Source organism: Methylobacterium guangdongense (genome assembly GCF_038442355.1).
Taxonomy (GTDB): Bacteria; Pseudomonadota; Alphaproteobacteria; order Rhizobiales; family Beijerinckiaceae; genus Methylobacterium; species Methylobacterium guangdongense.
Map to the genome: position 1 here is coordinate 20,102 of NZ_JBBXMX010000018.1, position 21,994 is coordinate 42,095.

The window sequence follows — 21,994 nt, forward strand, 5'->3', positions numbered from 1 at the left end:
AGGCGGTCAGGATCCGAGACCCAGCCCCTCGAAGCGCGGCCGCAGGGGCGTGATCGCCTCGGCCATGTGTTCCATGAACGCGCGCACCCGGGCGGCGTGGCGCAGGTCCGGATGCGTCAGGACCCAGAGATCGACGCCAAGCTCGGGGTGTGGCCCCGACAGGCGGCGCAGGCCCGGATGGGCGTCGCCCGTGAAGCAGGGCAGGGGACCGATCCCGAGCCCCGCCGCGACCGCGGCTTCCAAGCCGGTCACCGTGTTGATCCGCAGCCTGACGCGATCCGCCGTCGTCTGCGTGCCCACGAAGCGCGTGAACGTGCCGCCGGCCACGGTCGGATCCGGACTGACCCAGGTTTCATCCGCGAGATTGCCGTACGCCCGGTCGACCCGGCCGTAGATGCCCCAGGCCACCGCGGCGAGGCGGCGTCCGACCAGGGTCTCGCTCGGATCGCGGCTCGCCCGGATCGCCACGTCGGCATCCCGGCGCGAGAGGTTGAGCGCCGCCTCGGCCAGGATCAGCTCGATCCGGATCTCCGGGTAGCGCGCACCAAAATCCGCCAGGATGGGCATGAGCAGTTCCACGGCGAGGCTCGTCGGCGCCGTGACGCGCAGCTCCCCGGAGGGCGTTTCGCTGCGGCCGGCGGCCGTGCGCTCGAACCGGGTGACGTCGGCCTCGATCCGGCTTGCCGCCTCGATCATGGCCTGGCCGCAGGCGGTCGGCGCGTAGCCGGTCCGCAGGCGCTCGAACAGCCGCACCCCGAGCTTCGTTTCGAGGGCCGTGAGCCGGCGGAAAGCGGTCGAGTGGTTGATCCCGAGCTGCGCCGCGGCCGCCGTCAGGCTGCCGCGCTCGGCCACGGCCTTCACGAAGCGAAACGCGTCCCAATCCAGCGTCATGCCCGAGCCTTGCATTCCTGCAAGGCATGGTTTGCGCAGCAGGGCATTTTTGCAAGGCCCGAAACGCGCGATGGAGGCGCCATCGTGCCGCCCGACGATTCGGGCGGCCGTCCGAAACGCGAACCGGAGATTCCGACATGGCCAAGGTTCTGGTGCTGTACTACTCGACCTACGGACACGTGGAGCAGATGGCCTACGCCGTCGCCGAGGGCGCCCGCGAGGCGGGGGCCGACGTGGTGGTGAAGCGCGTGCCGGAGCTGGTGCCCGAGGAGGTTGCCCGGCAGAGCCACTTCAAGCTCGATCAGGCCGCCCCGGTCGCGACGGTCGACGAACTCGCCGATTACGACGCGATCATCTTCGGCACGCCGACCCGCTACGGCAACATGGCCTCGCAGATGAAGCAGTTCATCGACCAGACCGGCGGGCTGTGGATGAAGGGCGCGCTAGTCGGAAAGGTCGGCTCGGTCTTCACCTCGACGGCCTCCCAGCACGGCGGGCAGGAGACGACGTTGACCAGCTTCCACACGGTGCTGTTCCACCACGGCATGGTGGTGGTCGGGCTGCCCTACAGCTTCCAGGGGCAGGGCGGCGTCGAGGCTGTTAAGGGCGGCACGCCCTACGGCGCCAGCACGATCGCGGACGGCGACGGCTCGCGCCAGCCGAGCCCGGTGGAGCTGGAGGGCGCCCGGTTCCAGGGCCGCCACGTCGCCGGCATCGCGGCCAAGCTGGCCTGAGGATTTTGCCCAAGAAAAAAGGCTCGGATTGCTCCGAGCCTGAAAGGGAAAAGGCCATTGGGGGCTGAGAAGGCCTTCGTGACCAATAAACGGGCGGCGGAAGGGTCTGTTCCGCCGCTGGCCAAAAAAATCGCACCCTGCCTCAACGGGGTGCGGCGGCCCGGGCTAGGCGGTCGCGGATCGCCTCGCCGAGGCCTTCGTCGGGGATCGGCACCACCGCGATGGTCGCCGCGCCCGATGCATCGAGGTCCCGCAGGGCGCCGAACAGGCGCGCCGCGGCCTCCTCGGCATTCCCCGCCGGGCTGAGGTTCAGCGCGGCGCAGGCCTGTGCGTGACCCTCGGGGCGGGCCGCGCCGAACAGCAGCACGGCCTCCCCCGGCTCGATGCGCGTCGCGTCGAGGCGGACCCGCGCCCGCGGGGCGTAGTGCGAGGCGAGCATCCCGGGGCCCGCCGGCCGGTCGGCATCGGCCGCCTCCGAGGTCGCCGGGTCGTGGCCGAGGACGGCGCGCAGCGCCGCTCGGGTGATCCCGCCGGGCCGCAGCAGACGCGGCGGGCCGCCGAGGCAGGCCACCACGGTCGATTCGACCCCCACCGGCGTATCGCCGCCATCGAGCACCGCGGCGATCCGGCCCGCGAGGTCGTCGAGCACGTGTGCGGCGCGCGTCGGGCTCACCCGGCCCGAGCGGTTGGCCGAGGGTGCGGCCACGGGCCGGCCGACCGCGGACAACAGAGTCCGCGCCAGCGGATGCGCGGGAACCCGCAGGGCGACGCTCGGCAGGCCGGCGCGGGCGAGGTCGCTGACGCGTGAGCCCCCATGGGCCGGCACCACCAGGGTCAGGGGGCCCGGCCAGAAGGCTTCGGCGAGGCGGCGCGCCTGCGCGTCGAAGTCACCCTCCGTCAGGGCCGCGGCCAGATCCGGCAGATGGGAGATCAGCGGATTGAAGCGCGGCCGTTCCTTGGCGGCGAAGATCCGCGCCACGGCGGCGGGATCGGTCGCGTCCGCTCCGAGGCCGTAGACCGTCTCGGTCGGGAAGGCCACGAGGTCGCCCGCCCGCAGGCGTGCCGACGCCTCGGCGAGGCCGGCCGCATCGGGGTCGAGCCGCCGGGTCGCGGCCGGGACCGTTGACCCGGGATCGTTCATGGGGGAAGCCGTCTCAGAGACAAGGGCACGGCGCGCGCCTATTCTCGGGCCGCCGTAGACCCGGGATGCGGGCGCGGTCAAACCCGCGCCGGATCGAGCGCACGGGCCGCCCAGGGAGGATCGTCATGAGTTACCGCGCCCCGGTCCCCGAGATGCTGTTCACGCTCCGGCACGTGGTGGGGCTCGACGCGGTCGATCCCGAGGATGCCGAGGCGATCCTCTCCGAGGCCGGGCGGATCGCCGCCGGCGTGCTCGCCCCGCTCAACCGCGTCGGCGACCGCCACGGCACGCCGTTAACGGAGGGGCGCGTCACCACCCCGCCGGGCTGGCGGGAGGCCTACCGCACCTTCACGGAGGGCGGCTGGAACGGGCTCTCGGCCGAAGCCGACCATGGCGGCCAGGGCCTGCCGAAGCTGATCGAGGCCGCCTGCACCGAGATGTGGAACGGCGCCAACCTCGCCTTCGGCCTCTGCCCGCTCCTGACCCAGGGCGGCATCGAGGCGCTGGCGGCCCACGGCTCCGACGACCTGAAGGCGCGCTACCTCGAGAAGCTGGTCTCGGGCGAATGGCCCGCCACCATGAACCTGACCGAGCCGCAGGCCGGTTCCGACCTCGCCCTGCTGCGCACCCGCGCGGTCCCCGCCGGCGACGGCACCTACCGGATCACAGGATCCAAGATCTACATCACCTACGGCGAGCACGATCTCGCCGACAACATCGTCCACCTCGTCCTGGCCCGGCTGCCGGACGCGCCGGCCGGAACGCGCGGCATCTCCCTGTTCCTCGTGCCGAAGGTGCTGCCCGATGGCACCCGCAACGACCTGCGCTGCTCCGGCGTCGAGCACAAGCTCGGCATCCACGCCTCGCCGACCTGCTCCATGGCGTTCGGCGATCAGGGCGGCGCCACCGGCTGGCTGATCGGCCAGGAGAACAGGGGGCTGGCCTGCATGTTCACGATGATGAACGCGGCCCGCCTCAATGTCGGCCTCCAGGGCGTCGGCGTCGCCGAGGCCGCGACCCAGCGGGCGCTCGCCTACGCGCAGGAGCGCCGGCAGGGGAAGGCCATCGGTGCCGCCGAGGCGACGAGCCCGATCGTCGCTCATCCCGACGTGCAGCGCATGCTGCTCACCATGAAGGCCTACACGGCCGCCGCCCGGGGCATCTGCTACCTCACCGCCGCCGCCCTCGACGCGTCGAAGGATACGGAGGGGCAGCCCGCCCTCGACCGTGCCTCCCTGCTGACCCCGGTGGCCAAGGCCTTCTCGACCGATCTCGCCAACGAGGTGACGTCGCTCGGCGTGCAGGTCCATGGCGGCATGGGCTTCGTGGAGGAGACCGGGGCGGCGCAACTCATGCGCGATGCCCGGATCCTCGGCATCTACGAGGGCACCAACGGCATCCAAGCCATCGACCTCACCGCCCGCAAGCTGCCGCTGAACGGCGGCGCCACGGCGCGCTCGCAGATCGCCTGGATGCGCCGGGCGGCCGAGGGCCTGCTGAAGGCGGGCGATCCGGCCTTCGGCCACATGGCGGCGCGGCTGCGGGACGGGATCGGCAGCCTCGACCGGGCGACGAGCCATCAGCTCGCGGCGCTCGCCTCCAACCGGCCGGAGAACGCGCTCGCCGGGGCGACCCCGTATCTGCGCCTGTTCGGCCTCGTGCTCGGCGGCGCCTGCCTCGCCCGGAGCGCGCTCGCGGCCTCGGCCGCCCGGAAGGCCGGCGAGACCGATCCGGCCCATGCCGCCCGCATCGCGCTCGCGCGCTTCTATGGCGAGAACCTCCTGGTGGCCGCCTCCGGGCTGGAGCAGAGCGTGGTCGAGGGCGGCGCCTTCACGGACGAGGCCGGCTCGGCCCTGGCGGTCTGAGGGAGGGCCGGAGCCGCAGGCATATCGTGCTGGCTCCGCCCTGCGACACGATGTTCAATGCCCGCGATTCGTCCCCCGGCCGGGCCGTGGCCGCCCGGCCGTGGGAGACGATCGGGTCGGGGAGCCGACAGGGGGTGGGCATGAATTTCGACAAGCAGCGGCGTCTCGTCGAGCGCCTGCTGGAGCGGACGCGCGCGGGGGAGCTGGTCTGGCAGGAGAGCATCCGGCCGGACGTGTTCCAGGCCGCCTTTCAGAACAGCAGCGTGCAGATCAAGTCGGTCGATGACGGGCGCTTCACCGAGTTCCACGTCTCGATCATCGATGCCATCGGACGGATCGTCGACGATTTCGGGCGCGATGGGCTCGATCGCGACAGCCCGCGCCAGCCGGGCTCGTGGTCGCGCGTCCTGGAGGAACTCTACGCCCTGGCGCGTCGGAGCGCGTTGCGGGCGGATGACGCGATCGACAGTATACTGGCTGAAATCGAGTAGGGATCGGATCCGGACGCCGCCATGCAGACGATCATCATCAGCGACCTGGAGGGCGGCGTCCGCCTGATCACCCTGAACCGCCCGGAGAAGAAGAACGCGCTCACGGGCGCGATGTACGACGCCATGCGCGACGCGCTGGTCGAGGCCGACGGGTCGGAGGCGATCGGCGCCGTGGTGTTCGCCGGGCAGCCCGGCATGTTCAGCGCCGGCAACGACCTCGCCGACTTCATGGGGCATGCGGGGGACGGGTTCAGCAGCTCGCCGGCTCTGGCCTTCATCCGCCAGCTCGCCCGCACCCGCACCCCGATGGTGGCGGCGGTCGACGGGATCGCGGTGGGGATCGGCGCGACGCTCTGCCTGCATTGCGACCTCGTCTATGCCAGCCCGGCGGCGCGGCTGCGCATGCCCTTCGTGGACCTCGGCCTCGTGCCGGAGGCGGCGTCGAGCTACCTGTTGCCCCTGCGGGTCGGGCGGCTCCGGACGACCGAGTTGCTGCTCCTGTCCCGGCCGCTGGAGGCCGACGAGGCGCAGGCGCTCGGCCTCGTCAACGCGGTGCTCCCGGCCGACATGCTGGTCGAGCAGGCCGTCGCCCAGGCGACCAAGCTGGCCGCCCTGCCGCGGGGGGCGCTGGCGGCCTCGCGCGCGCTGATCCGGGGCGATCAGGCCCAGGTCGAGGCGGCCCTGGAGGCCGAGGCCAAGGCGTTCGACGCGCAGCTGCACTCGCACGAATCCCAGGAGCGGCTCTCCGCCTTCCTCAACCGCGCCAAGCCTGCCTCGGCGTGAGCGCGCCCGATCTGTCGCAAAAGATCTGCCTGGTTGCGGGCGCCTCGCGGGGCGTCGGCCGGGGCCTCGCCCGGGCGCTGGGCGAAGCCGGCGCCACCGTGATCGTGACGGCCCGCTCCAGCGAGACCGGCGCGCGCACCGAGATGCGGTCGGAATCGATCGAGGACACCGCCCGCATGGTCGATGCGGCCGGTGGGCGCGGCCATCACTACCTGTGCGACCACCGCTCCGAGCGTGCCACCGACGCGATGATGCATTGGGCCTTGCGGCGGTTCGGGCGGATCGATGTCGCGGCCTGCAGCGTCTGGGGCGGCAACGAGGGTTATGACGGGGAGCGCTATCCGGACGGCGCCGGCTGGGGCACGCCGTTCTGGCGCCGCTCCGCCGAGCCCTATCTCGGCTTCCTCGAAGCCGGTCCTTTGCCGGCTCTGCTCCTCGCCCGCGCGGTCGCCCCCGCCATGGTGGCGGCGCGCTCAGGCCTGATCGCGCTGGTCTCCTTCGGGACCGAGGATTATCTCGGCGACATCTTCTACGACTCCGCCAAGGCCGCCACCAACCGGCTGGCGCTCGCCTTCGGCCGGGAACTGGCGCCGCACGGCGTTACGGCGCTCGGCCTGTCGCCGGGCTTCGTCGCCACCGAGCGGGCGCGCGATCTCGGGCAGGACGTCCACGCCACCGAAGGCCCCCTCTATGCCGGCCGGGCGCTCGCCGCCTTGGCGGCCGATCCGGACATCGCCGCCCACGCGGGCGCGGTGCTGCATGCGGGCGACCTCGCGCGGATCTACGGTTTCACCGACGCGGACGGCACGCAGCCGGAGCGGTTCCAGGTCGAGCCGTAACCCGTCCGTCAGACGGCTGTCGCCGAAATGGCGCAACTCTTGGTTAAGAGGCTGAGCCTCGCCGCGGCATCGCGTGCAGGGGTTGATTCGCGGCGCCCGGACGGGTGTCCTGTCGGCCCTGGCGCTCCGGAATGTTGCGGCAGCGAAAAACGGCCTCAATTCGCTCGCAAGTGAGGCTTGCTGCGCGGCCTGACTCCCATCGGAGCCGGGCTGCGCGTGTGAACGAGGGAACTGGCATGTCGCAAGCGAACACGGCCCCGCGCGTGCTGATGGTGTTCCCGAAGTTCTACGAAAACTCCATGTGGAACTTCAAGGAGGCCATGGAGATCCAGGGCGCCCGCGCTCCGGCGCCGCCGCTCGGCCTGATCACGCTGGCCGCGATGCTGCCGCCGGCCTGGCAGGTGACGCTGATCAACCGCAATTGCGAGGAGCTGACGGACGCGCAGATCCAGGCGGCCGACCTCGTGATGACCGGCGGCATGCTGCCCCAGGAGCCGGACTGCCTCGTCGTCATCGACAAGTGCGTGGCGCTCGGCACCCCGGTCTGCGTCGGCGGCCCGGCGCCCACCTCGACGCCGGAGGTCTACGACAAGGCGGACTTCCTCGTGCTCGGCGAGGCCGAGGGCATCCTCGACACCTTCGTGGCAGCCTGGGAATCGGGCGAACGCCGCGGCCGCTTCACGGCGGAGAAATTCAAGGCCGACGTCACCAAGAGCCCGATCCCGCGCTTCGACCTGCTGACCTTCAGCCACTACCTGTATATCGGCGTCCAGTTCTCGCGCGGCTGCCCGTTCACCTGCGAGTTCTGCGACATCATCGAGCTCTACGGCCGTGCCCCGCGGACCAAGACCACGCCGCAGATGCTGGCCGAGCTCGACCGGCTCTATGGCCTCGGCTACCGCGGCCATGTCGATTTCGTCGACGACAACCTGATCGGCAACAAGAAGGCGATCAAGCTGTTCCTGCCGCACCTGATCCAATGGCAGGCGGATCACGGCTACCCGTTCAAGTTCTCGACCGAGGCCTCGCTCAACCTCGCGGATGACGAGGAACTGCTCGGGATGATGCGGGACGCGAATTTCTTCGCCCTGTTCACCGGGATCGAGACGCCCGACGAGGCGACCCTGATCCAGACGCAGAAGAAGCAGAACACCAAGCGCTCGATCGCCGACAGCGTGCACAAGCTGTACGAGCACGGGATGTTCGTGACCGCCGGCTTCATCGTCGGCTTCGACACCGAGCAGGACAGCATCTCCAAGGCGATGTCGCTCTGCATCAGCCAGACCGGCATCCCGATCGCGATGGTCGGCCTGCTCTTCGCCCTGCCCAATACCCAGCTCTCGCGCCGCCTGCGCAAGGAGGGCCGGCTCTACGAGAACTACGCGGCGACCACCGCCGATCAGGGCGACCAGTGCACGCAGGGGCTCAACTTCGTGACCCTTCGCCCGCAGCGCGATGTGCTGGCCGATTATCGCGACGTCCTGCAGGAGGTCTACGACCCGGTGAACTTCTTCGACCGGGTGCGCGTCGTGGCGCGGCGGGTGAAGCGGCCGAAATTCGCGGCGCAAAAGCTCAACTGGCGCCACGTCGTCCATGATCTGTGGTCGCTCGCCCGGGTGTGCTGGCGGATGACCGTGCGGCGGCCGGAACTCGCCAAGCACTTCTGGAGCGTGTTCCTCGAGACCGCCCGCCGCAACCCGGCGGCCCTGGAGGCGGTGGTCACCAACATGGTGATCTACCTGCACGTCTATCCGTTCTCGCGCTACGTCATCCGCGAAATCAACGGCCGGATCACCGAGCTCGATGCCGGCCGCTGGGTGCAGCCGCCGGTGCTGGCCCCGGAAGCCGAGGGCTGCGGCAAGGCGGCGCCCGTGGGCAAGGTGGTGGCGAAGGCCGAGGTGAAGCACCTCGCCGCGGTGGCGTAGGGAGTCGTCGGCGCGGATCGGATCCCTGCGCCGCGCTTGCGACCGCGCTCCGCAAACCTTAGCTGATCGTGCGCGAGGCCACGTCCTCCCCCCGACGCGCGGGGCACAAGTCCGGGACGGCCCGGCCCTTTCAGGAGGGTCGCCATGGCCTGGATCTATCTCATCACCGCGGGCCTCCTTGAGGTCGTCTGGGCCTTCGCGATGAAGCAGTCCGACGGCTTCACGCGCATCTGGCCGACGGCGGTCATGGCAGCCGCGATGGCCGGCAGCGTCGGCTTTCTGGCACTCGCCATGCGCACGCTGCCCCTCGGCACCGCCTACACGATCTGGACCGGCATCGGCGCGGTCGGCGCGTTCCTGGTCGGCCTCGCGGTGCTCGGCGAGGCGGCGAGCGCCACCCGGCTCCTCGCGGCCGGCCTGATCGCCTCCGGGCTCGTGCTGATGAAGCTGTCGAGCCCGGCCTGAGGCTTCAGGGTTCAATCGACCCCGGATCGTGGGTTTCCAAAGGGCCGAGCCCTTTGGCGGGTTCCCAGGGCGGAGCCCTGAGACTTGGACCAGGGCTCCGCCCTGGACCCGCGAAAGGTCTCGACCTTTCGAAACCCTGACTCAGGCGGCCCGCACGGTCGTGAGGAACGTGTCGATCTCGCGCCGCAGCTCGGCGGATTGCTCCGAGAGGCTCGCGGCCGAAGCCAACATCCGCGTGGCGGCCGTGCCGGTCTCATCGGCGGCCCGTGCCACCGCGTCGATCGTGCCGGTGACCGCGCCCGTGCCGGTGGCCGCCTCCGCGACGTTCCGGGCGATCTCCCGGGTCGCCGCGCCCTGCTCCTCGACGGCCGCCGCGATCGAGGTCGCCACGCCGTCGATCTCGCGGATCCGGGCTGCGATGCTGTCGATCGCGTGGACGGTCTGACTCGTCGCCCCCTGGATGCGGCCGACCTGTCCGGAGATCTCCCCGGTGGCCTTGGCGGTCTGTTCGGCGAGCTGCTTCACCTCGGCGGCCACCACCGCGAATCCCTTCCCGGCGGCCCCGGCCCGGGCGGCTTCGATCGTGGCGTTCAGCGCCAGCAGGTTGGTCTGGCCGGCGATGTCGGTGATCAGGCGCACCACGTCCCCGATCCGGCCGGCCGCCGCGCTCAACTCCTGCACGAGGCTGGCGGTCGAACCGGCCTGGACCACGGCGCTCCGGGCGAGGTCGGCCGAGCCGTCCACCTGACGGCTGATCTCCTGGACCGAGGCGCCGAGCTGCTCCGCGGCGGCCGCCACGGTGCCGACATGCTGTGCCGCCTCCTGCGCGGCCCCCGCCACCGTCGCCGAGCGCGCGGCCGTATGGATGGCCGTGCTCGACATCGCTTCCGCATCGGCACGCAGGTCGCTTGCGGCGTCCGAGACCCGCGCGAGCACGCCGCCGACCGCGGCCTCGAAGGCTTCGGCCATGGTGTGGACGGCGCGGCGGCGCTGGGTCTCCGCGTCCTGGCGGGCGACAGCCGTGTCCCGCTCCAGCGCGCGGCTGTGGATGAGGTTGTCCTTGAACACCTGCACGGCCGCCGCCATCGCGCCGATCTCGTCGCGCCGGCCGGTATGCGGAACCGCCACGGTCTCGTCGCCCTCGGCGAGCCGCCCCATGGCGCCGGTCATGCGGGCGATCGGCCGGGCGATCCCGAACACCGCGAACAGCATCGCGGCGGCGGCGACCACGAGGCCGACCACGGTGGCGGCGAGCGCGATGCGCTTGGCGCTGGTCGCTTCCCGTACGGTCTCGGCGACATTGGCGTCCGTCTGGGCGCGCGCCGAGGCGATCGTCTCGCCGAGGCTCGCCACGGCCGCGTCGTTCTGGGCCCCGGTCGCGGGATCCAGCACCAGGGCGAGGGCGCCGGGCTGGTCGCCTGCGATCATCAGCTCGACCACCTGAAGCTGGATGTTCTGGTAGGCGTTCCAGGCCGTGGTGAAGCGCTCGTAGGTCGCTTGATCCGCGGGTTTCGTCAGGCGGCTCTGGAACGCTTGGCGCAGGTCGGAGAGGGTCCCGAGCGTATCGGTGAGCGCGGTCTGGTTCTTGTCCAGCGCCGCCGCATCGCGGGAGGCGACCGCGAGCCTGTACAGGTTCAGCCGCGCGTCCCGGACGGCCTTTCCGATCGATTCGGCGAGGTTCTGCGTCGGCAATGCCCGCTCCGAGACCGCGACCGCGTTCGCTTCGATCTCCGACAGGGCCACGACGCTGGCAAGGCCCTGTCCGACAGCCGCGAGCGCGAGCAGGCCGATCGCGCCGGAGAGAACCGCCTTGAGGGAGAGACGCATCGGGGCTTCCGTCTTCGCGGCCGCGCCGCAACTTGAACCCGGGTATTCTCCAATAAGATTGTTAACTCTTTGCCGATCGAGGCTGGTATGATGGCTACAGCCACTTCTTCCATCGGAAGAAAAAGTACGGGAATATGGCCGCAACCACCATCATGACCAAGGCCATGGGGTAGCCGAACGAAAGATCGAGTTCCGGAATCGACTTGAAGTTCATGCCGTAGATCGACGCAATCAGGGTCGGCGGCATGAAGACGACCGCCATGACCGAGAACAGCTTGATGATGTTGTTCTGCTCCAGGTTGACGAGACCGAGGGTCGCGTCGAGCAGGAACTGGATTTTGTTGCTCAGGAAGGTCGCGTGCTCCTCCAGGGATTGAAGATCCCGCAGCGTCGAGCGGACATCCTCCCGGAGATCGCGCGGCGCCTTGTTGGTCCGGTACGTCGCCGAGAGCGAGAGCAGGATTCGCTCCATCGAGACGAGGCTCTCGCGTTGCTTGGAGATCAGGTCGCCATGCCGTCCCAGGGCGCGCAACGTGTCCTGAAGGGCGGTGTTGCGGGCTGACGGGTCGTCCTGCACCTCGAAGATCTTGCCCGAAAGGCGGTCGATCCGCTCGCCCTGGAGCTGGAGCACGTCGGCGGCCCGGTCGATCACCGCCTCGATCAGGCCCGCCAGGATGGTCTCGCCGGAGGGCGTGGAGGCACCGCCGTTGCCCATCGAGCGGCCGGCGCGCTGCGTGTACATCCGGAAGGCCTGCGGCTCCTCGTGGCGCACAGTCACGAGCCGGTTGCCCCGCAGGATGAAGGTGATGCCGGTGAGCCCCGGCTCCTCGGAATCGCTCACCTTCGAGAGCACCCGCCCGGTCATGTAGCGGGCGCCCTCCTCGACGTAGAGCAACTCGGACGGTTCGATGTCCTTCATCTCCTCGCGGGTCGGCACCTCGATGCCCGCGAAGGCCTCGACCTTCATCTCCTCCTCGCGGCTCGGGCGGATCAGGTCGAGCCAGACGGTATCGTCGGGGATCGTGTCCTGAAGATCGACGATGCGGCGTTCAAGGAGCGTGGATCCGGCGCCGAGGGCAGGCTGGTGGATGAAGATCACGAACAGGTCTCGGGTGCAGGACGATCACGGGACAGCGCTGGGTTTATCCGCATCCGGCACGGCGACTCCCGGCGCAAGCTGCGCCGCGGGTGTGGCGGTGTTTTCTGACGCTTCCGTGACATCGCGGCCCGGTTTTTCCGGAATGCACGGATCGCCCCAGAGCCGCAGGCTCCGAGGCCGACCTGTCGGCCGCCGCGAGAGACCGTTCTAGTTGCAGCCGTCGCAGATGCTGTTGTCGATCTTGTCGGTGAGCGCCCGCTCGCGGCGCTCTTCCCCCCGGGTCGGGACCTCACCCGGGCCCATGGACGTGCCCGGCGGCTTGGTGACGCCGTACCGGTTGGTGTTCGGCGCCGTGATCGTCGAGGCCGGGCCGCCGCCGGTGCCGGTCTGGTCGGGGGCGACGGTCTGCGCGGCCAGCGGACCCGTCAGGGCTAGGCTCAGGGCGGCGAGCGCCAGCGGGCGCAGGGTTCCTCGGGGCATGGGACATCTCCAATTGCCGAGAGAACGTGAGACGTCCCCGTGGGTTGCGTGCGTCACCGACGCCGCGCGGCGCGGCGGAACACGCCGACCATCTCGACATGTCCCGCGTGGCGGAACTGGTCGACCGGCGTGACCGAGTCCAGACCGTAGCCGCCGGCCACGAGGGTCGCGGCGTCCCGGGCGAAGGTGCCGGTATCGCAGGCGATGCCGATCACCAGCGGCACCCGGGACGCGGCGAGCTGACGGGCCTGCGCCTCGGCACCGGCCCGGGGCGGATCGAACACCACCGCGTCGAAGGCGTCGAGTTCGAGGGGCAGCAATGGGCGGCGGAACAGGTCGCGGCGCTCGGTGGTGATCTGCCGGAGGCCCGTCGCCGCCCGGGCGGCCCGGTCGAGGCCGGCGAGCGCTGCCGCATCGGATTCCACCGCGTGGATGGCGGCGCGCCCGGCCATCGCGAGGCTGAGCGGGCCGCAGCCCGCGAACAGGTCCGCGATCCGCCTCACACGGGGTCCGAGGGCCGCGAGGGTCAGCTCGGCGAGCGTGGCCTGTCCGGCCGCGGTGGCCTGGAGGAAGCCGCCCGGCGGCGGGTACAGGCGCGTGCCGCCACCGGTCACCGAGACCGGCTCGGCCTCCATCAGGCGCTCCCCGTGGAGCGACAGGCGGGCGAGCCCGAGCTCGCCCGCGATCCGCACCAGGGCGGCGCCGACGCCCGCACTCACCGGACCGTGGCCGCGCAGGTCGACGTCGAGACCCTGGTCGGTGGCGGTGACGGCCACGTCGAGGGGCTTGCGGCCGTGGCCCAGCGGAGCGGCGAGGCGGCGCGCCACCTCCGGGGCCGGATGCAGCGCCGGCACGGTGATCGGGCACTGGTCGATCGGCACCAGCGCGTGGCTGCGCGCCGCCATCAGGCCGGCCTCGGCCCGGCCCTCGACGGCGCGGACATGGAGGGTGAGCCGCCGCCGGCCGGCGCCGTGGGCGTCGATCGCCGGTTCGGGCGTCACGGCGAGCCCGGCCTGCGACAGGGCCTGGGCGACGAGACCCCGCTTCCAGGCGAGCTCGGCCGGCCGGGCGAGGTGCTGGGTGCGGCAACCGCCGCAGCGTAGGACGTAGGGGCAGAAGGGCTCGACGCGGTCGGCCGAGGCTTGCTCGACCGCAAGCAGTTCGGCACGGCGCCCCTCGCGCTGAACCGTCACGCGCTCGCCGGGCAGCGCGTACGGGACGATGGTCCCGTCCTCCGCGATGCCGTCGCCGCGGGCGCCGAGATCCCGGATCGTGATCGTTTCGCTCAAGGACTCGCTCAGGGACTCGCTCACGCAAACCTCGCGCCGATCAGGAACTCGGCATTGCCGTCGCCGCCGGTCACGGGGGAGGCGATCAGGCCCAGGATCGCGGCGCCGAGCCGCTCCAGCTCGCCGCGCACGGAGGCGCAGACCTCCGCGTGGACGGCCGGGTCGCGCACGAGGCCGCCCCGGCCGATCCGCTCGCGGCCGGCCTCGAATTGCGGCTTGATCAGCGCGACGAGGCCCGAGCCCGGCGCCAGGAGCGCCGGCAGCACCGGCAGCACGAGGCGCAGGCCGATGAAGCTGACATCGACGCTCGCGAGGTCCGGGCGCGGGATGAGCGCGTCCGGATCCAGGTTGCGGATATCGGTGCCCTCCCGGTTCGTCACCCGGGGATCGGCTGCGAGCCGCGGGTGGAGCTGTCCCCGGCCGACATCGACCGCATGGACGTGGCGCGCCCCCCGGGTGAGCAGCACGTCGGTGAAGCCGCCGGTCGAGGCGCCGACATCGAGGGCGACGCGGCCCGCCGGATCGAGCCCGAACGCGTCGAGCGCCGCCGCCAGCTTGAGGCCGCCGCGGGAGGCGTAAGGGTGCTCGGCGACGGCCTCGACCCGGGCCCCCGGTTCGATCTGCTCCGAGGCGCGCGCGAGCGGCCGGCCGTCGACGCGGACCTTCCCGGCCCGGATCGCGGCCTGCGCCCGGGCCCGGCTCTCGAAATGGCCGTGCTCCACGAGGAACAGGTCGGCGCGCCGCGCGGCGACGCGATCCGGTATGGTCCGGTCTGAGGTCATCAGGGCTTCGTGCGGTCCCGGCAGATCTGCAGCATAGGTTCCCGCGCCAGGCCCTTCCGCCGGCCGGCGCGCTCCCTAACTAGACCGGGCCTGACAGGAGAGCCACCGCATGATCCGTACCCTGCCGCTGCTCGCAGTGCTCGCCACCGCCGCCGCGGGCGGCGCCTACGCCCAGGAACCACCGAAAGAAGCCCCGAAGGCCGCCGAGACCTTCTCGGCCCCGATCAAGAACGCCAAGGGCGACACGATCGGCTCGCTGGCGATCCGGGACGGCGCCAATGCCCTGGTGCTGCGCGTCGCGCTCCAGGCCGGCGCCCTGTCGCCCGGCTGGCACGGCCTGCACTTCCACGCCGTTGGCGACTGCTCCGATCCGAAGTTCATGAACTCCAAGGCCCACGTGAACCACGACCAGAGCAAGCACGGCCTGCTCAACCCCGACGGGCCCGACGAGGGCGACCTGCCGAACCTCTACGTGGCGCAGGACGGCTCGGCCAACGCCGAGGTCTGGAGCGAGACCCCGCTCAACGGCGAGGGCGGCCTGAAGGACGGGGACGGCTCGGCGCTGATTATCCACGCCAACGAGGACGACCACACCAGCCAGCCGATCGGCGGCGCCGGCGACCGGGTCGCCTGCGCGGTGATCAAGTAGCCGGGGTCTCGATCACCGCCTGGGGCGAGGGCACCGCCGGCGGGATCGGCCGTGGGCGGCCGTCCTCGTCGATCGCCACGAAGGTGAGGGTGGCCTGCGTCACCCGCTCGCGGACCTGGGTGCAGAAGCGCCGCGCCCAGGCCTCGACCTCGATCTTCATCGAGGTGCGGCCGACATGCGAGACCCGGGTATAGACGCACAGCACATCGCCGACCCGGACCGGCCGGATGAACGTCATGGCGTCGAGCGCCACGGTGACGACCCGGCCCTGCGCCCGGTCGACCCCCGCGATGCCGCCGGCCTGATCCATCTGCGACAGCACCCAGCCGCCGAAGATGTCGCCGTTGGCGTTGGTGTCGGCCGGCATCGCGATGGTGCGCACCGTCAGGTCGCCCTTGGGCAGATCGAGTTCCGGAGGCGGCGTCACGCTCGCGGCCGATGCGATTCCGACGTGCTGCATGCCGTCCACCCGTCCGTCGCGCGCCGTCAGCTCAGAAGGCCGGCGAGCTTGAGCCCGGCCGCCAGCAGGATGGCGGCCGCGCTCAGGATGCATTCGAGCGGGATCGATTGCCAGAGCTCCGAGGTCGCCGCTGCGGGCTCGGCGCTTTCTGCAAGATCGTTCATCGGGAATCCTCCCGGGCCGGCCGATCTGTCGCCGCCGGTCCCATCGCCGGCATCATACCGCATGGCCGTCCCAGGTGCATCCCGAATCGGGGCACGAAAAAGCCCGGCGGCTTGGGGAGCCGCCGGGCCGGTCAAGCTCGGCTGTGCTTAGTAGAAGAACCGCCGACGGTAATAGTGGCGACGGAAGTAGGGCCTGGGGCCATAGAACCGGCGGCCGTAGAACCGGCGACCGTAGTAGGGACGGCGGTAATAGGGCCGCGGACCGTAGAAGCGGCGACGGTAGTAGTACTGGGCCTTCTCGGTCACCGCCGGGGCGGCATTGGCCGGCAGGGCGAGGCCCGGACCGATCGGCGCGGCGGACGCGCCCTCCGGCGCCGCGGCCGCGAAGCCCAGCACCAGCAGGGCCGCGAGCAGGAATTTCCTCAGCACGGTCTCGACTCCCTTTGTGATTGCGTCTCTGACGACGAACCGCACGGGAAGTGAGAACCCACCGCCCGGTCCGAGACGCTGCAACGCGTGGGCGAGGCGAAGCGTTGCAGCGTAACCACTGCTGAGTTCCGGACAGGGTTGATCGCGCGTTGAGACCCCGGTGCTCAGGCGATCTTCGTGGTCATATCCTCGATGCGCGCCTCGGCGCATTGCCGCACGAGGGCGATGCCGTGCTCGCAATCCTCGCGGCGGACATAACCCTCACCCGATTCGGCGATCACCTCGCCGTTGCGCGCCCGCAGGCGCCAGCGCCACTCGCCCTTCGCGTCCCGGTAGAGTTCGAACCGCATGATCCCGGCCCCCTGACGATCCGCTCGATGAGATGGGGAGCGCGGCCCGGAAGGGAAGGCACCCCAGCGGTCCAGGGCGCCGAGGCCGGATGCGGGGCAGCGCCGACGCCGCCCCGCACGCAGCTCAGCCCGGCTTACTTCGCCTTATCGGCGATGCCCTTGAGGCCGGCCTCGTAGACGCCCGCGATCGCCTCCTTGGCCTTGTCGTCCGGGGCGCCCTTCGCCTTGAACGTCCCCGACCACGTCACCTTGGAACCGCTGCCGGCCTTCGCGACCATGATGGTCGAATGGTAGTCGGTCACGGGCAGCGGGCCCTCCAGGATCGTGTAGGTGTAGTCCATCTTCTTGTCGTTGCGGGACTCTTCCTCTTCGACGATCGTGCCGCCGCCCTTCAGGCTGAGGGTGCGGACATCCTTGCCGCCCTTCTTGGACAGGGCGCATTTCTCGATCACCGGATGCCAATCGCCGATCCCGCAGAAGCCGCCGATGGTCTTCCACACCGTCTCGGGCGAAGCCGCAACATCCACGGATTTCGAGACTTCGAGCGCCAGGGCCGGCGAGAGCGACGCAGCGACCAGCGCGGCGGCCGGGACCAGAATCCTGAACATGAGGCGTTTTCTCCGATGATTGGTCTGAGGGCCTTGGGGCCGGCGCAACCAACTAGCGCGGGATCGAGTCGCTACGAGATCAACCTCTGAACGATCACGCATGTGTGAGCACACGAAAAACCGCCCGGGACGGTCAGGCCCCGGGCGGTTGTTTCATCCGCGATGCTCTTGCGGGTGATGTTCCTGCAGATCAGGAGCGCGGCGCGCGCTCCAGCCAGCCGATGGTGCGACCCTCGCCGCCGCCACCGCTGCGCGGACGGGCCTCGGCCCGCTGGGGCCGGCCGTCGCGGTTCGGGCGGCCCTGGTTCGGGCGTTCACCCTGCGGCCGGGCCGGCCGGTTGTCCGGACGGGGGTCGCGACCCTGCGGAGCGGGACCGCGGTTGTCGGCGCGGCCGTCCTGGGGACGACCCTGCCGGGGCGCACCCTGGCCGCCGAAGCCGCGACCGCCTTCCGGGCGTCCCTGCTGGGGACGGCCCTGCTGCGGCCGGGACCGCTGGCCCGGACGGCCGCCGCCGGGGCGCTGCTGCTGCCGCTCGGGCCGGCGCTCCTCCTCACGGGCGATCTCGGCCGCCTCCTGGCGGGAGGGCGGGTTGAAGCCCTCGGGGAAGCCCGCCACCGGCACCTTCTGGCGGGTGATCCGCTCGATGTCGCGCAGGTAGGCCTTCTCCTCGTCGTTGCAGAACGAGATGGCGAGCCCGTCGGCGCCGGCGCGGGCGGTGCGGCCGATCCGGTGGACGTAGCTCTCCGGCACGTTCGGCAGGTCGAAGTTGACCACGTGGCTCACGCCCTCGACGTCGATGCCCCGGGCCGCGATGTCGGTGGCGACCAGAACCCGGCAGGAACCGTCCTTGAACGCGGCGAGCGCCCGCTCACGCTGGGGCTGGCTTTTGTTGCCATGAATCGCCGCCGCCGCGATGCCGACCTTGTCGAGGCCGCGCACGACCCGGTCCGCCCCGTGCTTGGTGCGGGTGAAGACGAGGACGCGCTCGATCGCCGGATCGCGCAGGATGTGGCCCAGCAGTGCCTGCTTGGCGCCGGTATGGACAAAGATCACCTGCTGCTCGACCCGCTCGGCCGTGGTGGCGACCGGCGTCACCGCGACCTGGACCGGGTCCTTGAGGTACTGGCTCGCGAGGCCGGCGATGTTCTTCGGCATGGTGGCCGAGAAGAACAGGCTCTGGCGCTTCTCCGGCAGCATCTTCACGATGCGCTTGAGGGCGTGGATGAAGCCGAGGTCGAGCATCTGGTCGGCCTCGTCGAGGACGAGGATCTCGACGCCCTCCAGCGTCAGCGACCGGCGCTCGATCAGGTCGATCAGCCGGCCCGGGGTGGCGACGAGAATGTCGACGCCCGGCGCCAGCGCCCGCTCCTGTCGGCTGATGGTGACGCCGCCGAACACCACCGTGGTGGTGTAGGACAGGTGACGGCCGTAATCGGAGAACGACTCGGCGATCTGGTTGGCGAGCTCGCGGGTCGGCGAGAGCACCAGCACCCGGCAGCCGCGGCGCGGGGCGCGACGGTCCGAGAGCGAGAGGCGGTGCAGGATCGGCAGCGCGAAGGCCGCGGTCTTGCCGGTGCCGGTCTGGGCGATGCCGCAGAGGTCGCGGCCCGTCATGGCCGGCGGGATCGCCTGGGCCTGGATCGGGGTCGGCGTGACGTAGCCAGCCTCGCCGAGCGCCCGCAATACGGGCTGGGCGAGGCCGAAATCAGTGAATTGGGTCAAGGATGTATCCGATGCAGCAGGACTGGCCGGGCACCTCGCGCACTGGCGAGTTGGGCCATGATCGGGCCGGTCCGTTGGCAGGGGGCAGCCCGCGTGATGGGGCGGCCCGGGTGCATGCACGTTATGAAGAGGGGGGCCGGATCACGCCGTAGGGCGCCCGATCCGTCACGCAGCCCCCTCAAGCGGGCCATGACGGCCGCTGACGCTGCATCGCCGATATGCGGGTGTGCGGCTGCGAAGTCAATGGAGCGCAGCGCGGCTTGGCGCATGGCACCGCCCCCGTCAGCGCACGGCTCATGGGATGCCGTTTCCGGGCAATCCTGGCGGGCAGCCCGTTGGCTGGGGGGGGAACGGACCGTGGGGTGCAGCGATCGGCGCCCATATGGCGGTGCAGCGCGGGTCGGATGAACCTTGAATTGCCCCGCGCGATCCGTGAGGAAGCGCGGAGGCATTCACGGCCCCGACGGGCATCGGGCCAGCCGAAGAGGGGAGAGAATGATCCGTTCCGTTCTGTCGGTGAGCGCCGGTCTGGCGGTGATTGCGGTCCTCTTCTCAGCCCTGTGGATCGGCTATGGCCCGCGTCCGCAGGGCGGGCCGGACAAGCGGGGCGCCGGGGCCATTCCCCTGTCGCAACAGGCGCACACCCCCGTGGACGCCAAGGGCCAGGCCATCCGGAGCATCGTGCCGGGATCGCCCTCCCGTCCGGGGATGGCGGCGACGGTCCCCCCGATAGCCCCGCCGTCCCCCGCCGCACCGGCCAACGCGCCGGCCGACCCCGGTTCGCCCGCGCCGGCTTCCGACGGCATAGCCACGACGGGTCTGAGACCGGAGATCGCGCCCGGCGGGACCCAGGATTCGGCCGTGTCGCCGGGTGGGAGCGTCGATCTCAACACGGCCTCGGTCGAGCAGCTGAACGGCCTCGGGGCCGGCATGATCGGTAAACGGATCATCGAGTTCCGCCCCTACACGTCGCCCGAGGAGCTGCTGACGCGCCGTGTCCTGAAGCGGGCCGATTACGACACCATCAAGAACGCGATCACCGTCCGATAAGGACGCGGTCGCATCCGCGGAATGAACAGGCGGCCATCGCGGACGTTGACGCACGGATCACGCGCAAGACGTGATCATGGAACGCTCAAGGACTCTGCCATGCGCACGACCGCACTGATCGCCGCTGCCGGACTGCTGGCGATGGGAACCGCCAGCTGGGCCGCCGAGTCGACCGCCGGCACAGGCTCGTCCGGCACGACGCCCCGCATGCAGGGCTCGCCCAACGCCGCGGGCTTCGGCAAGGCGGAGACCACCGGGACCGCCGGCGCCAATACGCCGGACACGACCCCCAGCGAGAACGGCAAGATGAAGGGCCCGCCGAACGCGGCGGGATTCCAGCACGGCACGCCGTCCGGCGCGCCCTCCGGCCGCTGAGCCGCGGCGGAGACGGTCGGAGCGACCCGCTCGCAGGGGCCGATGCTCCTGCGGTCGGGTGCCGTGGTCGTGCATGACCATGGCCAGTCCGCCTTCGAGAGGACTGGCTCAGCGGCCGCGATGCGCGTTCTGCTTGAGTCAGAGACTTGCGTGAGGGCCGATCGCCCGTGCCACGTCTTGCACCAATCTTTTCGCATCGAGAGAAAAGATTGGTGCGGCCAAGAGGACTCGAACCTCCACCCCTCGCGGGACTAGCACCTCAAGCTAGCGCGTCTACCAATTCCGCCATGGCCGCATCGGACGCGATGATCCGTGTCCGCTCGCTCGACACAGGCGGCCTGCGGGAAACCCCGGAGGCCGATACGGTGTCGGCGGCGCAGCGGATAACAGATCGCTCCGCTGCCGACAAGCGTTTCGCTCATGCGGATTCGTAGCCGCTCTCCAGAAGCGAGGCCGCGCCGTCGCCGATGCTGGCGCCGGGCTCCACGATCGAGGCCGCCTTGCGGATCAGCTCCGTCACCTCGACGGAGATTCGGTCGCCCGTCACCACGATCTGCCCGCGGGCGATCGGATGGTCGTTGGCCAGGATCTCGACCATGTCGCTGTCGCTGGCGTCCAATTCGATCACCGCGCCGCGGCCCATGCGCAGCAGCATGTGCAGGGGCATCCGGGTGCGGCCGAGCACCACCGTCAGATCGACCTTCAGCGTCTCGAAGACCGCCACCGCCCACCACCCCGTCTCGCGGCCAAACCTTGCAACCGCCGGCCGCGGATGTTGAAGGCTTCGACCATCGATGCAGGATGGTGAACCCTTGGTAAACGCGACGCGCCTGACGGTGAGCCCGCACGCCTTCCCGAAGCGATCCGGATCCGATCCGGTCGCCGGGCCGGTGGCGTGGCGGGTGAGCGACGGGCCCGTCGCGTACGAAGCCGCCACCGCCTGGATGGAGGACCGCGTCGAGGCGATCGCCCGCGGCACGGCTCCGGAATGCGTCTGGCTGCTGGAACATCCGCCGCTCTACACGGCCGGGACGTCGGCGCGGCCGGAGGATCTCGTGGCGCCCGACCGATTCCCGGTCCACGCCACGGGGCGGGGCGGGCAGTACACCTACCACGGGCCCGGCCAGCGCGTGGCCTACGTGATGCTCGACCTCGACCGGCGCAGCCGCGACCTGCGCGCCTACGTGGCGAGCCTGGAGGCGTGGCTGATCGCGACGCTGGCGGCCTTCAACGTTCGCGCCGAGCGCCGGGAGGACCGGGTCGGCGTCTGGGTGCGCCGCCCCGAGAAGGGGCCGGAGGTCGAGGACAAGATCGCGGCGATCGGCATCCGGGTGCGCCGCTGGGTGAGCTTTCACGGCATCAGCCTGAACGTCGAGCCGGATCTCTCCCACTTCGACGGGATCGTCCCCTGCGGGGTGCGCCAGCACGGCGTGACCAGCCTGGTCGATCTCGGCCTGCCGGTGAGCATGGCCGAGGTGGACATGCAGCTGCGGGTGGCCTTCGAGGATATCTTTGGGGTGACGGTGATGGAGGACGTGGCAAACGCTGATTGACCGGTCCCGGACCGGCCAAGCC

The 21,994-nt window shown here is 70.9% G+C and carries 26 protein-coding genes and 1 tRNA gene; 12 read left to right on the forward strand and 15 right to left on the reverse strand.

Annotated features, from left to right (window positions below):
• Positions 1 to 6: 6 nt before the first annotated feature.
• Positions 7 to 891 (reverse strand): LysR family transcriptional regulator, encoded by an 885-nt coding sequence (locus AAHG09_RS25000; protein ID WP_342110203.1) that lies wholly within the window; start codon positions 889 to 891, stop codon positions 7 to 9.
• A 137-nt stretch (positions 892 to 1,028) separates the two neighbouring features.
• On the opposite strand from AAHG09_RS25000, the gene wrbA reads away from it, so the two are divergent.
• A complete protein-coding gene (wrbA, locus tag AAHG09_RS25005; protein ID WP_342110204.1) occupies positions 1,029 to 1,625 on the forward strand; it encodes an NAD(P)H:quinone oxidoreductase in 597 nt (198 codons plus the stop codon).
• A gap of 142 nt (positions 1,626 to 1,767) precedes the next feature.
• On the opposite strand, the gene AAHG09_RS25010 is transcribed toward wrbA, so the two are convergent.
• A complete protein-coding gene (locus AAHG09_RS25010; protein ID WP_342110205.1) occupies positions 1,768 to 2,766 on the reverse strand; it encodes an L-threonylcarbamoyladenylate synthase in 999 nt (332 codons plus the stop codon).
• Positions 2,767 to 2,891: 125 nt separating this feature from the next.
• Here AAHG09_RS25010 and AAHG09_RS25015 point away from each other — a divergent pair, with 125 nt between their 5' ends.
• From AAHG09_RS25015 to AAHG09_RS25040, 6 genes are all read left to right on the forward strand, one after another.
• Complete coding sequence (locus AAHG09_RS25015; protein ID WP_342110206.1) at positions 2,892 to 4,631, forward strand: acyl-CoA dehydrogenase; 1,740 nt, start codon at positions 2,892 to 2,894, stop codon at positions 4,629 to 4,631.
• 26 nt (positions 4,632 to 4,657) lie between these two features.
• On the forward strand, positions 4,658 to 5,122 hold the full coding sequence (locus AAHG09_RS25020) for a hypothetical protein (RefSeq protein ID WP_342110207.1): 465 nt from the start codon (positions 4,658 to 4,660) through the stop codon (positions 5,120 to 5,122).
• 21 nt (positions 5,123 to 5,143) lie between these two features.
• Entirely contained in the window at positions 5,144 to 5,905 is a 762-nt protein-coding gene (locus AAHG09_RS25025) for an enoyl-CoA hydratase-related protein (RefSeq protein ID WP_342110208.1), read from the forward strand.
• On the forward strand, positions 5,902 to 6,744 hold the full coding sequence (locus AAHG09_RS25030) for an SDR family NAD(P)-dependent oxidoreductase (protein ID WP_342110209.1): 843 nt from the start codon (positions 5,902 to 5,904) through the stop codon (positions 6,742 to 6,744). Before AAHG09_RS25025 ends, AAHG09_RS25030 begins: the two co-directional genes overlap by 4 nt.
• Before the next feature lie 236 nt (positions 6,745 to 6,980).
• Positions 6,981 to 8,669 (forward strand): B12-binding domain-containing radical SAM protein, encoded by a 1,689-nt coding sequence (locus AAHG09_RS25035; protein WP_342110210.1) that lies wholly within the window; start codon positions 6,981 to 6,983, stop codon positions 8,667 to 8,669.
• Positions 8,670 to 8,813: 144 nt separating this feature from the next.
• The gene (locus tag AAHG09_RS25040; protein ID WP_342110211.1) at positions 8,814 to 9,134 is read left to right on the forward strand and encodes a DMT family transporter; all 321 of its coding nucleotides are present in this window, start codon (positions 8,814 to 8,816) and stop codon (positions 9,132 to 9,134) included.
• 141 nt (positions 9,135 to 9,275) lie between these two features.
• On the opposite strand, the gene AAHG09_RS25045 is transcribed toward AAHG09_RS25040, so the two are convergent.
• The 5 genes from AAHG09_RS25045 to AAHG09_RS25065 form a co-directional block, all read right to left on the reverse strand.
• Positions 9,276 to 10,961 carry a methyl-accepting chemotaxis protein gene (locus tag AAHG09_RS25045; RefSeq protein ID WP_342110212.1) on the reverse strand — a complete coding sequence of 562 codons (1,686 nt, stop codon included), beginning with the start codon at positions 10,959 to 10,961 and terminating at the stop codon, positions 9,276 to 9,278.
• 94 nt (positions 10,962 to 11,055) lie between these two features.
• Positions 11,056 to 12,060, reverse strand: coding sequence for a magnesium transporter CorA family protein (locus AAHG09_RS25050; RefSeq protein WP_342110213.1), 1,005 nt, complete (start codon positions 12,058 to 12,060; stop codon positions 11,056 to 11,058).
• Between the two features lie 207 nt (positions 12,061 to 12,267).
• Entirely contained in the window at positions 12,268 to 12,540 is a 273-nt protein-coding gene (locus tag AAHG09_RS25055) for a hypothetical protein (protein WP_342110214.1), read from the reverse strand.
• Between the two features lie 53 nt (positions 12,541 to 12,593).
• Positions 12,594 to 13,853 carry a class I SAM-dependent RNA methyltransferase gene (locus AAHG09_RS25060; RefSeq protein WP_412760087.1) on the reverse strand — a complete coding sequence of 420 codons (1,260 nt, stop codon included), beginning with the start codon at positions 13,851 to 13,853 and terminating at the stop codon, positions 12,594 to 12,596.
• Positions 13,850 to 14,611, reverse strand: coding sequence for a TlyA family RNA methyltransferase (locus AAHG09_RS25065; protein ID WP_342110215.1), 762 nt, complete (start codon positions 14,609 to 14,611; stop codon positions 13,850 to 13,852). The genes AAHG09_RS25060 and AAHG09_RS25065 overlap by 4 nt, the downstream gene beginning before the upstream one ends.
• A 109-nt stretch (positions 14,612 to 14,720) precedes the next feature.
• Here AAHG09_RS25065 and AAHG09_RS25070 point away from each other — a divergent pair, with 109 nt between their 5' ends.
• Entirely contained in the window at positions 14,721 to 15,260 is a 540-nt protein-coding gene (locus tag AAHG09_RS25070) for a superoxide dismutase family protein (RefSeq protein WP_342110216.1), read from the forward strand.
• On the opposite strand, the gene AAHG09_RS25075 is transcribed toward AAHG09_RS25070, so the two are convergent.
• The 6 genes from AAHG09_RS25075 to AAHG09_RS25100 all read right to left on the reverse strand — a co-directional run bounded on the left by AAHG09_RS25075 (position 15,253) and on the right by AAHG09_RS25100 (position 18,994).
• Positions 15,253 to 15,720 (reverse strand): acyl-CoA thioesterase, encoded by a 468-nt coding sequence (locus AAHG09_RS25075; protein ID WP_342110217.1) that lies wholly within the window; start codon positions 15,718 to 15,720, stop codon positions 15,253 to 15,255. The two genes, AAHG09_RS25070 and AAHG09_RS25075, sit on opposite strands and share 8 nt — an antisense overlap.
• 26 nt (positions 15,721 to 15,746) lie before the next feature.
• The gene (locus tag AAHG09_RS25080; protein WP_342110218.1) at positions 15,747 to 15,884 is read right to left on the reverse strand and encodes a hypothetical protein; all 138 of its coding nucleotides are present in this window, start codon (positions 15,882 to 15,884) and stop codon (positions 15,747 to 15,749) included.
• A gap of 147 nt (positions 15,885 to 16,031) precedes the next feature.
• Positions 16,032 to 16,313: a hypothetical protein gene (locus tag AAHG09_RS25085; RefSeq protein WP_342110219.1), complete on the reverse strand. Its 282-nt coding sequence runs from the start codon at positions 16,311 to 16,313 to the stop codon at positions 16,032 to 16,034.
• Positions 16,314 to 16,477: 164 nt separating this feature from the next.
• Positions 16,478 to 16,663 carry a YegP family protein gene (locus AAHG09_RS25090; protein ID WP_160533420.1) on the reverse strand — a complete coding sequence of 62 codons (186 nt, stop codon included), beginning with the start codon at positions 16,661 to 16,663 and terminating at the stop codon, positions 16,478 to 16,480.
• 134 nt (positions 16,664 to 16,797) lie between these two features.
• Positions 16,798 to 17,271 carry an SRPBCC family protein gene (locus AAHG09_RS25095; RefSeq protein WP_342110220.1) on the reverse strand — a complete coding sequence of 158 codons (474 nt, stop codon included), beginning with the start codon at positions 17,269 to 17,271 and terminating at the stop codon, positions 16,798 to 16,800.
• A gap of 190 nt (positions 17,272 to 17,461) precedes the next feature.
• On the reverse strand, positions 17,462 to 18,994 hold the full coding sequence (locus AAHG09_RS25100) for a DEAD/DEAH box helicase (RefSeq protein ID WP_342110222.1): 1,533 nt from the start codon (positions 18,992 to 18,994) through the stop codon (positions 17,462 to 17,464).
• Between the two features lie 495 nt (positions 18,995 to 19,489).
• On the opposite strand from AAHG09_RS25100, the gene AAHG09_RS25105 reads away from it, so the two are divergent.
• Both AAHG09_RS25105 and AAHG09_RS25110 read left to right on the forward strand, forming a co-directional pair.
• Positions 19,490 to 20,044, forward strand: a complete 555-nt coding sequence (locus tag AAHG09_RS25105) for a ComEA family DNA-binding protein (RefSeq protein ID WP_342110223.1) — start codon at positions 19,490 to 19,492, stop codon at positions 20,042 to 20,044.
• Between the two features lie 99 nt (positions 20,045 to 20,143).
• The gene (locus AAHG09_RS25110) at positions 20,144 to 20,419 is read left to right on the forward strand and encodes a hypothetical protein (RefSeq protein ID WP_342110224.1); all 276 of its coding nucleotides are present in this window, start codon (positions 20,144 to 20,146) and stop codon (positions 20,417 to 20,419) included.
• A 210-nt stretch (positions 20,420 to 20,629) separates the two neighbouring features.
• Here AAHG09_RS25110 and AAHG09_RS25115 read toward each other — a convergent pair.
• A tRNA-Leu gene (locus AAHG09_RS25115) sits at positions 20,630 to 20,714 on the reverse strand.
• Here AAHG09_RS25115 and AAHG09_RS25120 point away from each other — a divergent pair.
• Positions 20,707 to 20,853 (forward strand): hypothetical protein, encoded by a 147-nt coding sequence (locus AAHG09_RS25120; protein WP_342110225.1) that lies wholly within the window; start codon positions 20,707 to 20,709, stop codon positions 20,851 to 20,853. The genes AAHG09_RS25115 and AAHG09_RS25120 overlap by 8 nt on opposite strands.
• Here the strand turns inward: AAHG09_RS25120 and AAHG09_RS25125 are convergent.
• Positions 20,838 to 21,143 carry a FliM/FliN family flagellar motor switch protein gene (locus AAHG09_RS25125; protein WP_342110226.1) on the reverse strand — a complete coding sequence of 102 codons (306 nt, stop codon included), beginning with the start codon at positions 21,141 to 21,143 and terminating at the stop codon, positions 20,838 to 20,840. The two genes, AAHG09_RS25120 and AAHG09_RS25125, sit on opposite strands and share 16 nt — an antisense overlap.
• A gap of 88 nt (positions 21,144 to 21,231) precedes the next feature.
• Here AAHG09_RS25125 and lipB point away from each other — a divergent pair, with 88 nt between their 5' ends.
• Positions 21,232 to 21,972, forward strand: a complete 741-nt coding sequence (gene lipB, locus AAHG09_RS25130; RefSeq protein WP_342110227.1) for a lipoyl(octanoyl) transferase LipB — start codon at positions 21,232 to 21,234, stop codon at positions 21,970 to 21,972.
• Positions 21,973 to 21,994 lie beyond the last annotated feature (22 nt).

Bases quoted from the DNA above. Each gene is read 5' to 3' on its own strand.
- AAHG09_RS25000 (WP_342110203.1), bottom strand. From the start codon at position 891: ATGACGCTGGATTGGGACGCGTTTCGCTTCGTGAAGGCCGTGGCCGAG.
- wrbA (WP_342110204.1), top strand. From the start codon at position 1,029: ATGGCCAAGGTTCTGGTGCTGTACTACTCGACCTACGGACACGTGGAG.
- AAHG09_RS25010 (WP_342110205.1), bottom strand. From the start codon at position 2,766: ATGAACGATCCCGGGTCAACGGTCCCGGCCGCGACCCGGCGGCTCGAC.
- AAHG09_RS25015 (WP_342110206.1), top strand. From the start codon at position 2,892: ATGAGTTACCGCGCCCCGGTCCCCGAGATGCTGTTCACGCTCCGGCAC.
- AAHG09_RS25025 (WP_342110208.1), top strand. From the start codon at position 5,144: ATGCAGACGATCATCATCAGCGACCTGGAGGGCGGCGTCCGCCTGATC.
- AAHG09_RS25035 (WP_342110210.1), top strand. From the start codon at position 6,981: ATGTCGCAAGCGAACACGGCCCCGCGCGTGCTGATGGTGTTCCCGAAG.
- AAHG09_RS25040 (WP_342110211.1), top strand. From the start codon at position 8,814: ATGGCCTGGATCTATCTCATCACCGCGGGCCTCCTTGAGGTCGTCTGG.
- AAHG09_RS25045 (WP_342110212.1), bottom strand. From the start codon at position 10,961: ATGCGTCTCTCCCTCAAGGCGGTTCTCTCCGGCGCGATCGGCCTGCTC.
- AAHG09_RS25055 (WP_342110214.1), bottom strand. From the start codon at position 12,540: ATGCCCCGAGGAACCCTGCGCCCGCTGGCGCTCGCCGCCCTGAGCCTA.
- AAHG09_RS25065 (WP_342110215.1), bottom strand. From the start codon at position 14,611: ATGACCTCAGACCGGACCATACCGGATCGCGTCGCCGCGCGGCGCGCC.
- AAHG09_RS25070 (WP_342110216.1), top strand. From the start codon at position 14,721: ATGATCCGTACCCTGCCGCTGCTCGCAGTGCTCGCCACCGCCGCCGCG.
- AAHG09_RS25075 (WP_342110217.1), bottom strand. From the start codon at position 15,720: ATGCAGCACGTCGGAATCGCATCGGCCGCGAGCGTGACGCCGCCTCCG.
- AAHG09_RS25080 (WP_342110218.1), bottom strand. From the start codon at position 15,884: ATGAACGATCTTGCAGAAAGCGCCGAGCCCGCAGCGGCGACCTCGGAG.
- AAHG09_RS25090 (WP_160533420.1), bottom strand. From the start codon at position 16,663: ATGCGGTTCGAACTCTACCGGGACGCGAAGGGCGAGTGGCGCTGGCGC.
- AAHG09_RS25095 (WP_342110220.1), bottom strand. From the start codon at position 17,271: ATGTTCAGGATTCTGGTCCCGGCCGCCGCGCTGGTCGCTGCGTCGCTC.
- AAHG09_RS25105 (WP_342110223.1), top strand. From the start codon at position 19,490: ATGATCCGTTCCGTTCTGTCGGTGAGCGCCGGTCTGGCGGTGATTGCG.
- AAHG09_RS25110 (WP_342110224.1), top strand. From the start codon at position 20,144: ATGCGCACGACCGCACTGATCGCCGCTGCCGGACTGCTGGCGATGGGA.
- AAHG09_RS25120 (WP_342110225.1), top strand. From the start codon at position 20,707: ATGGCCGCATCGGACGCGATGATCCGTGTCCGCTCGCTCGACACAGGC.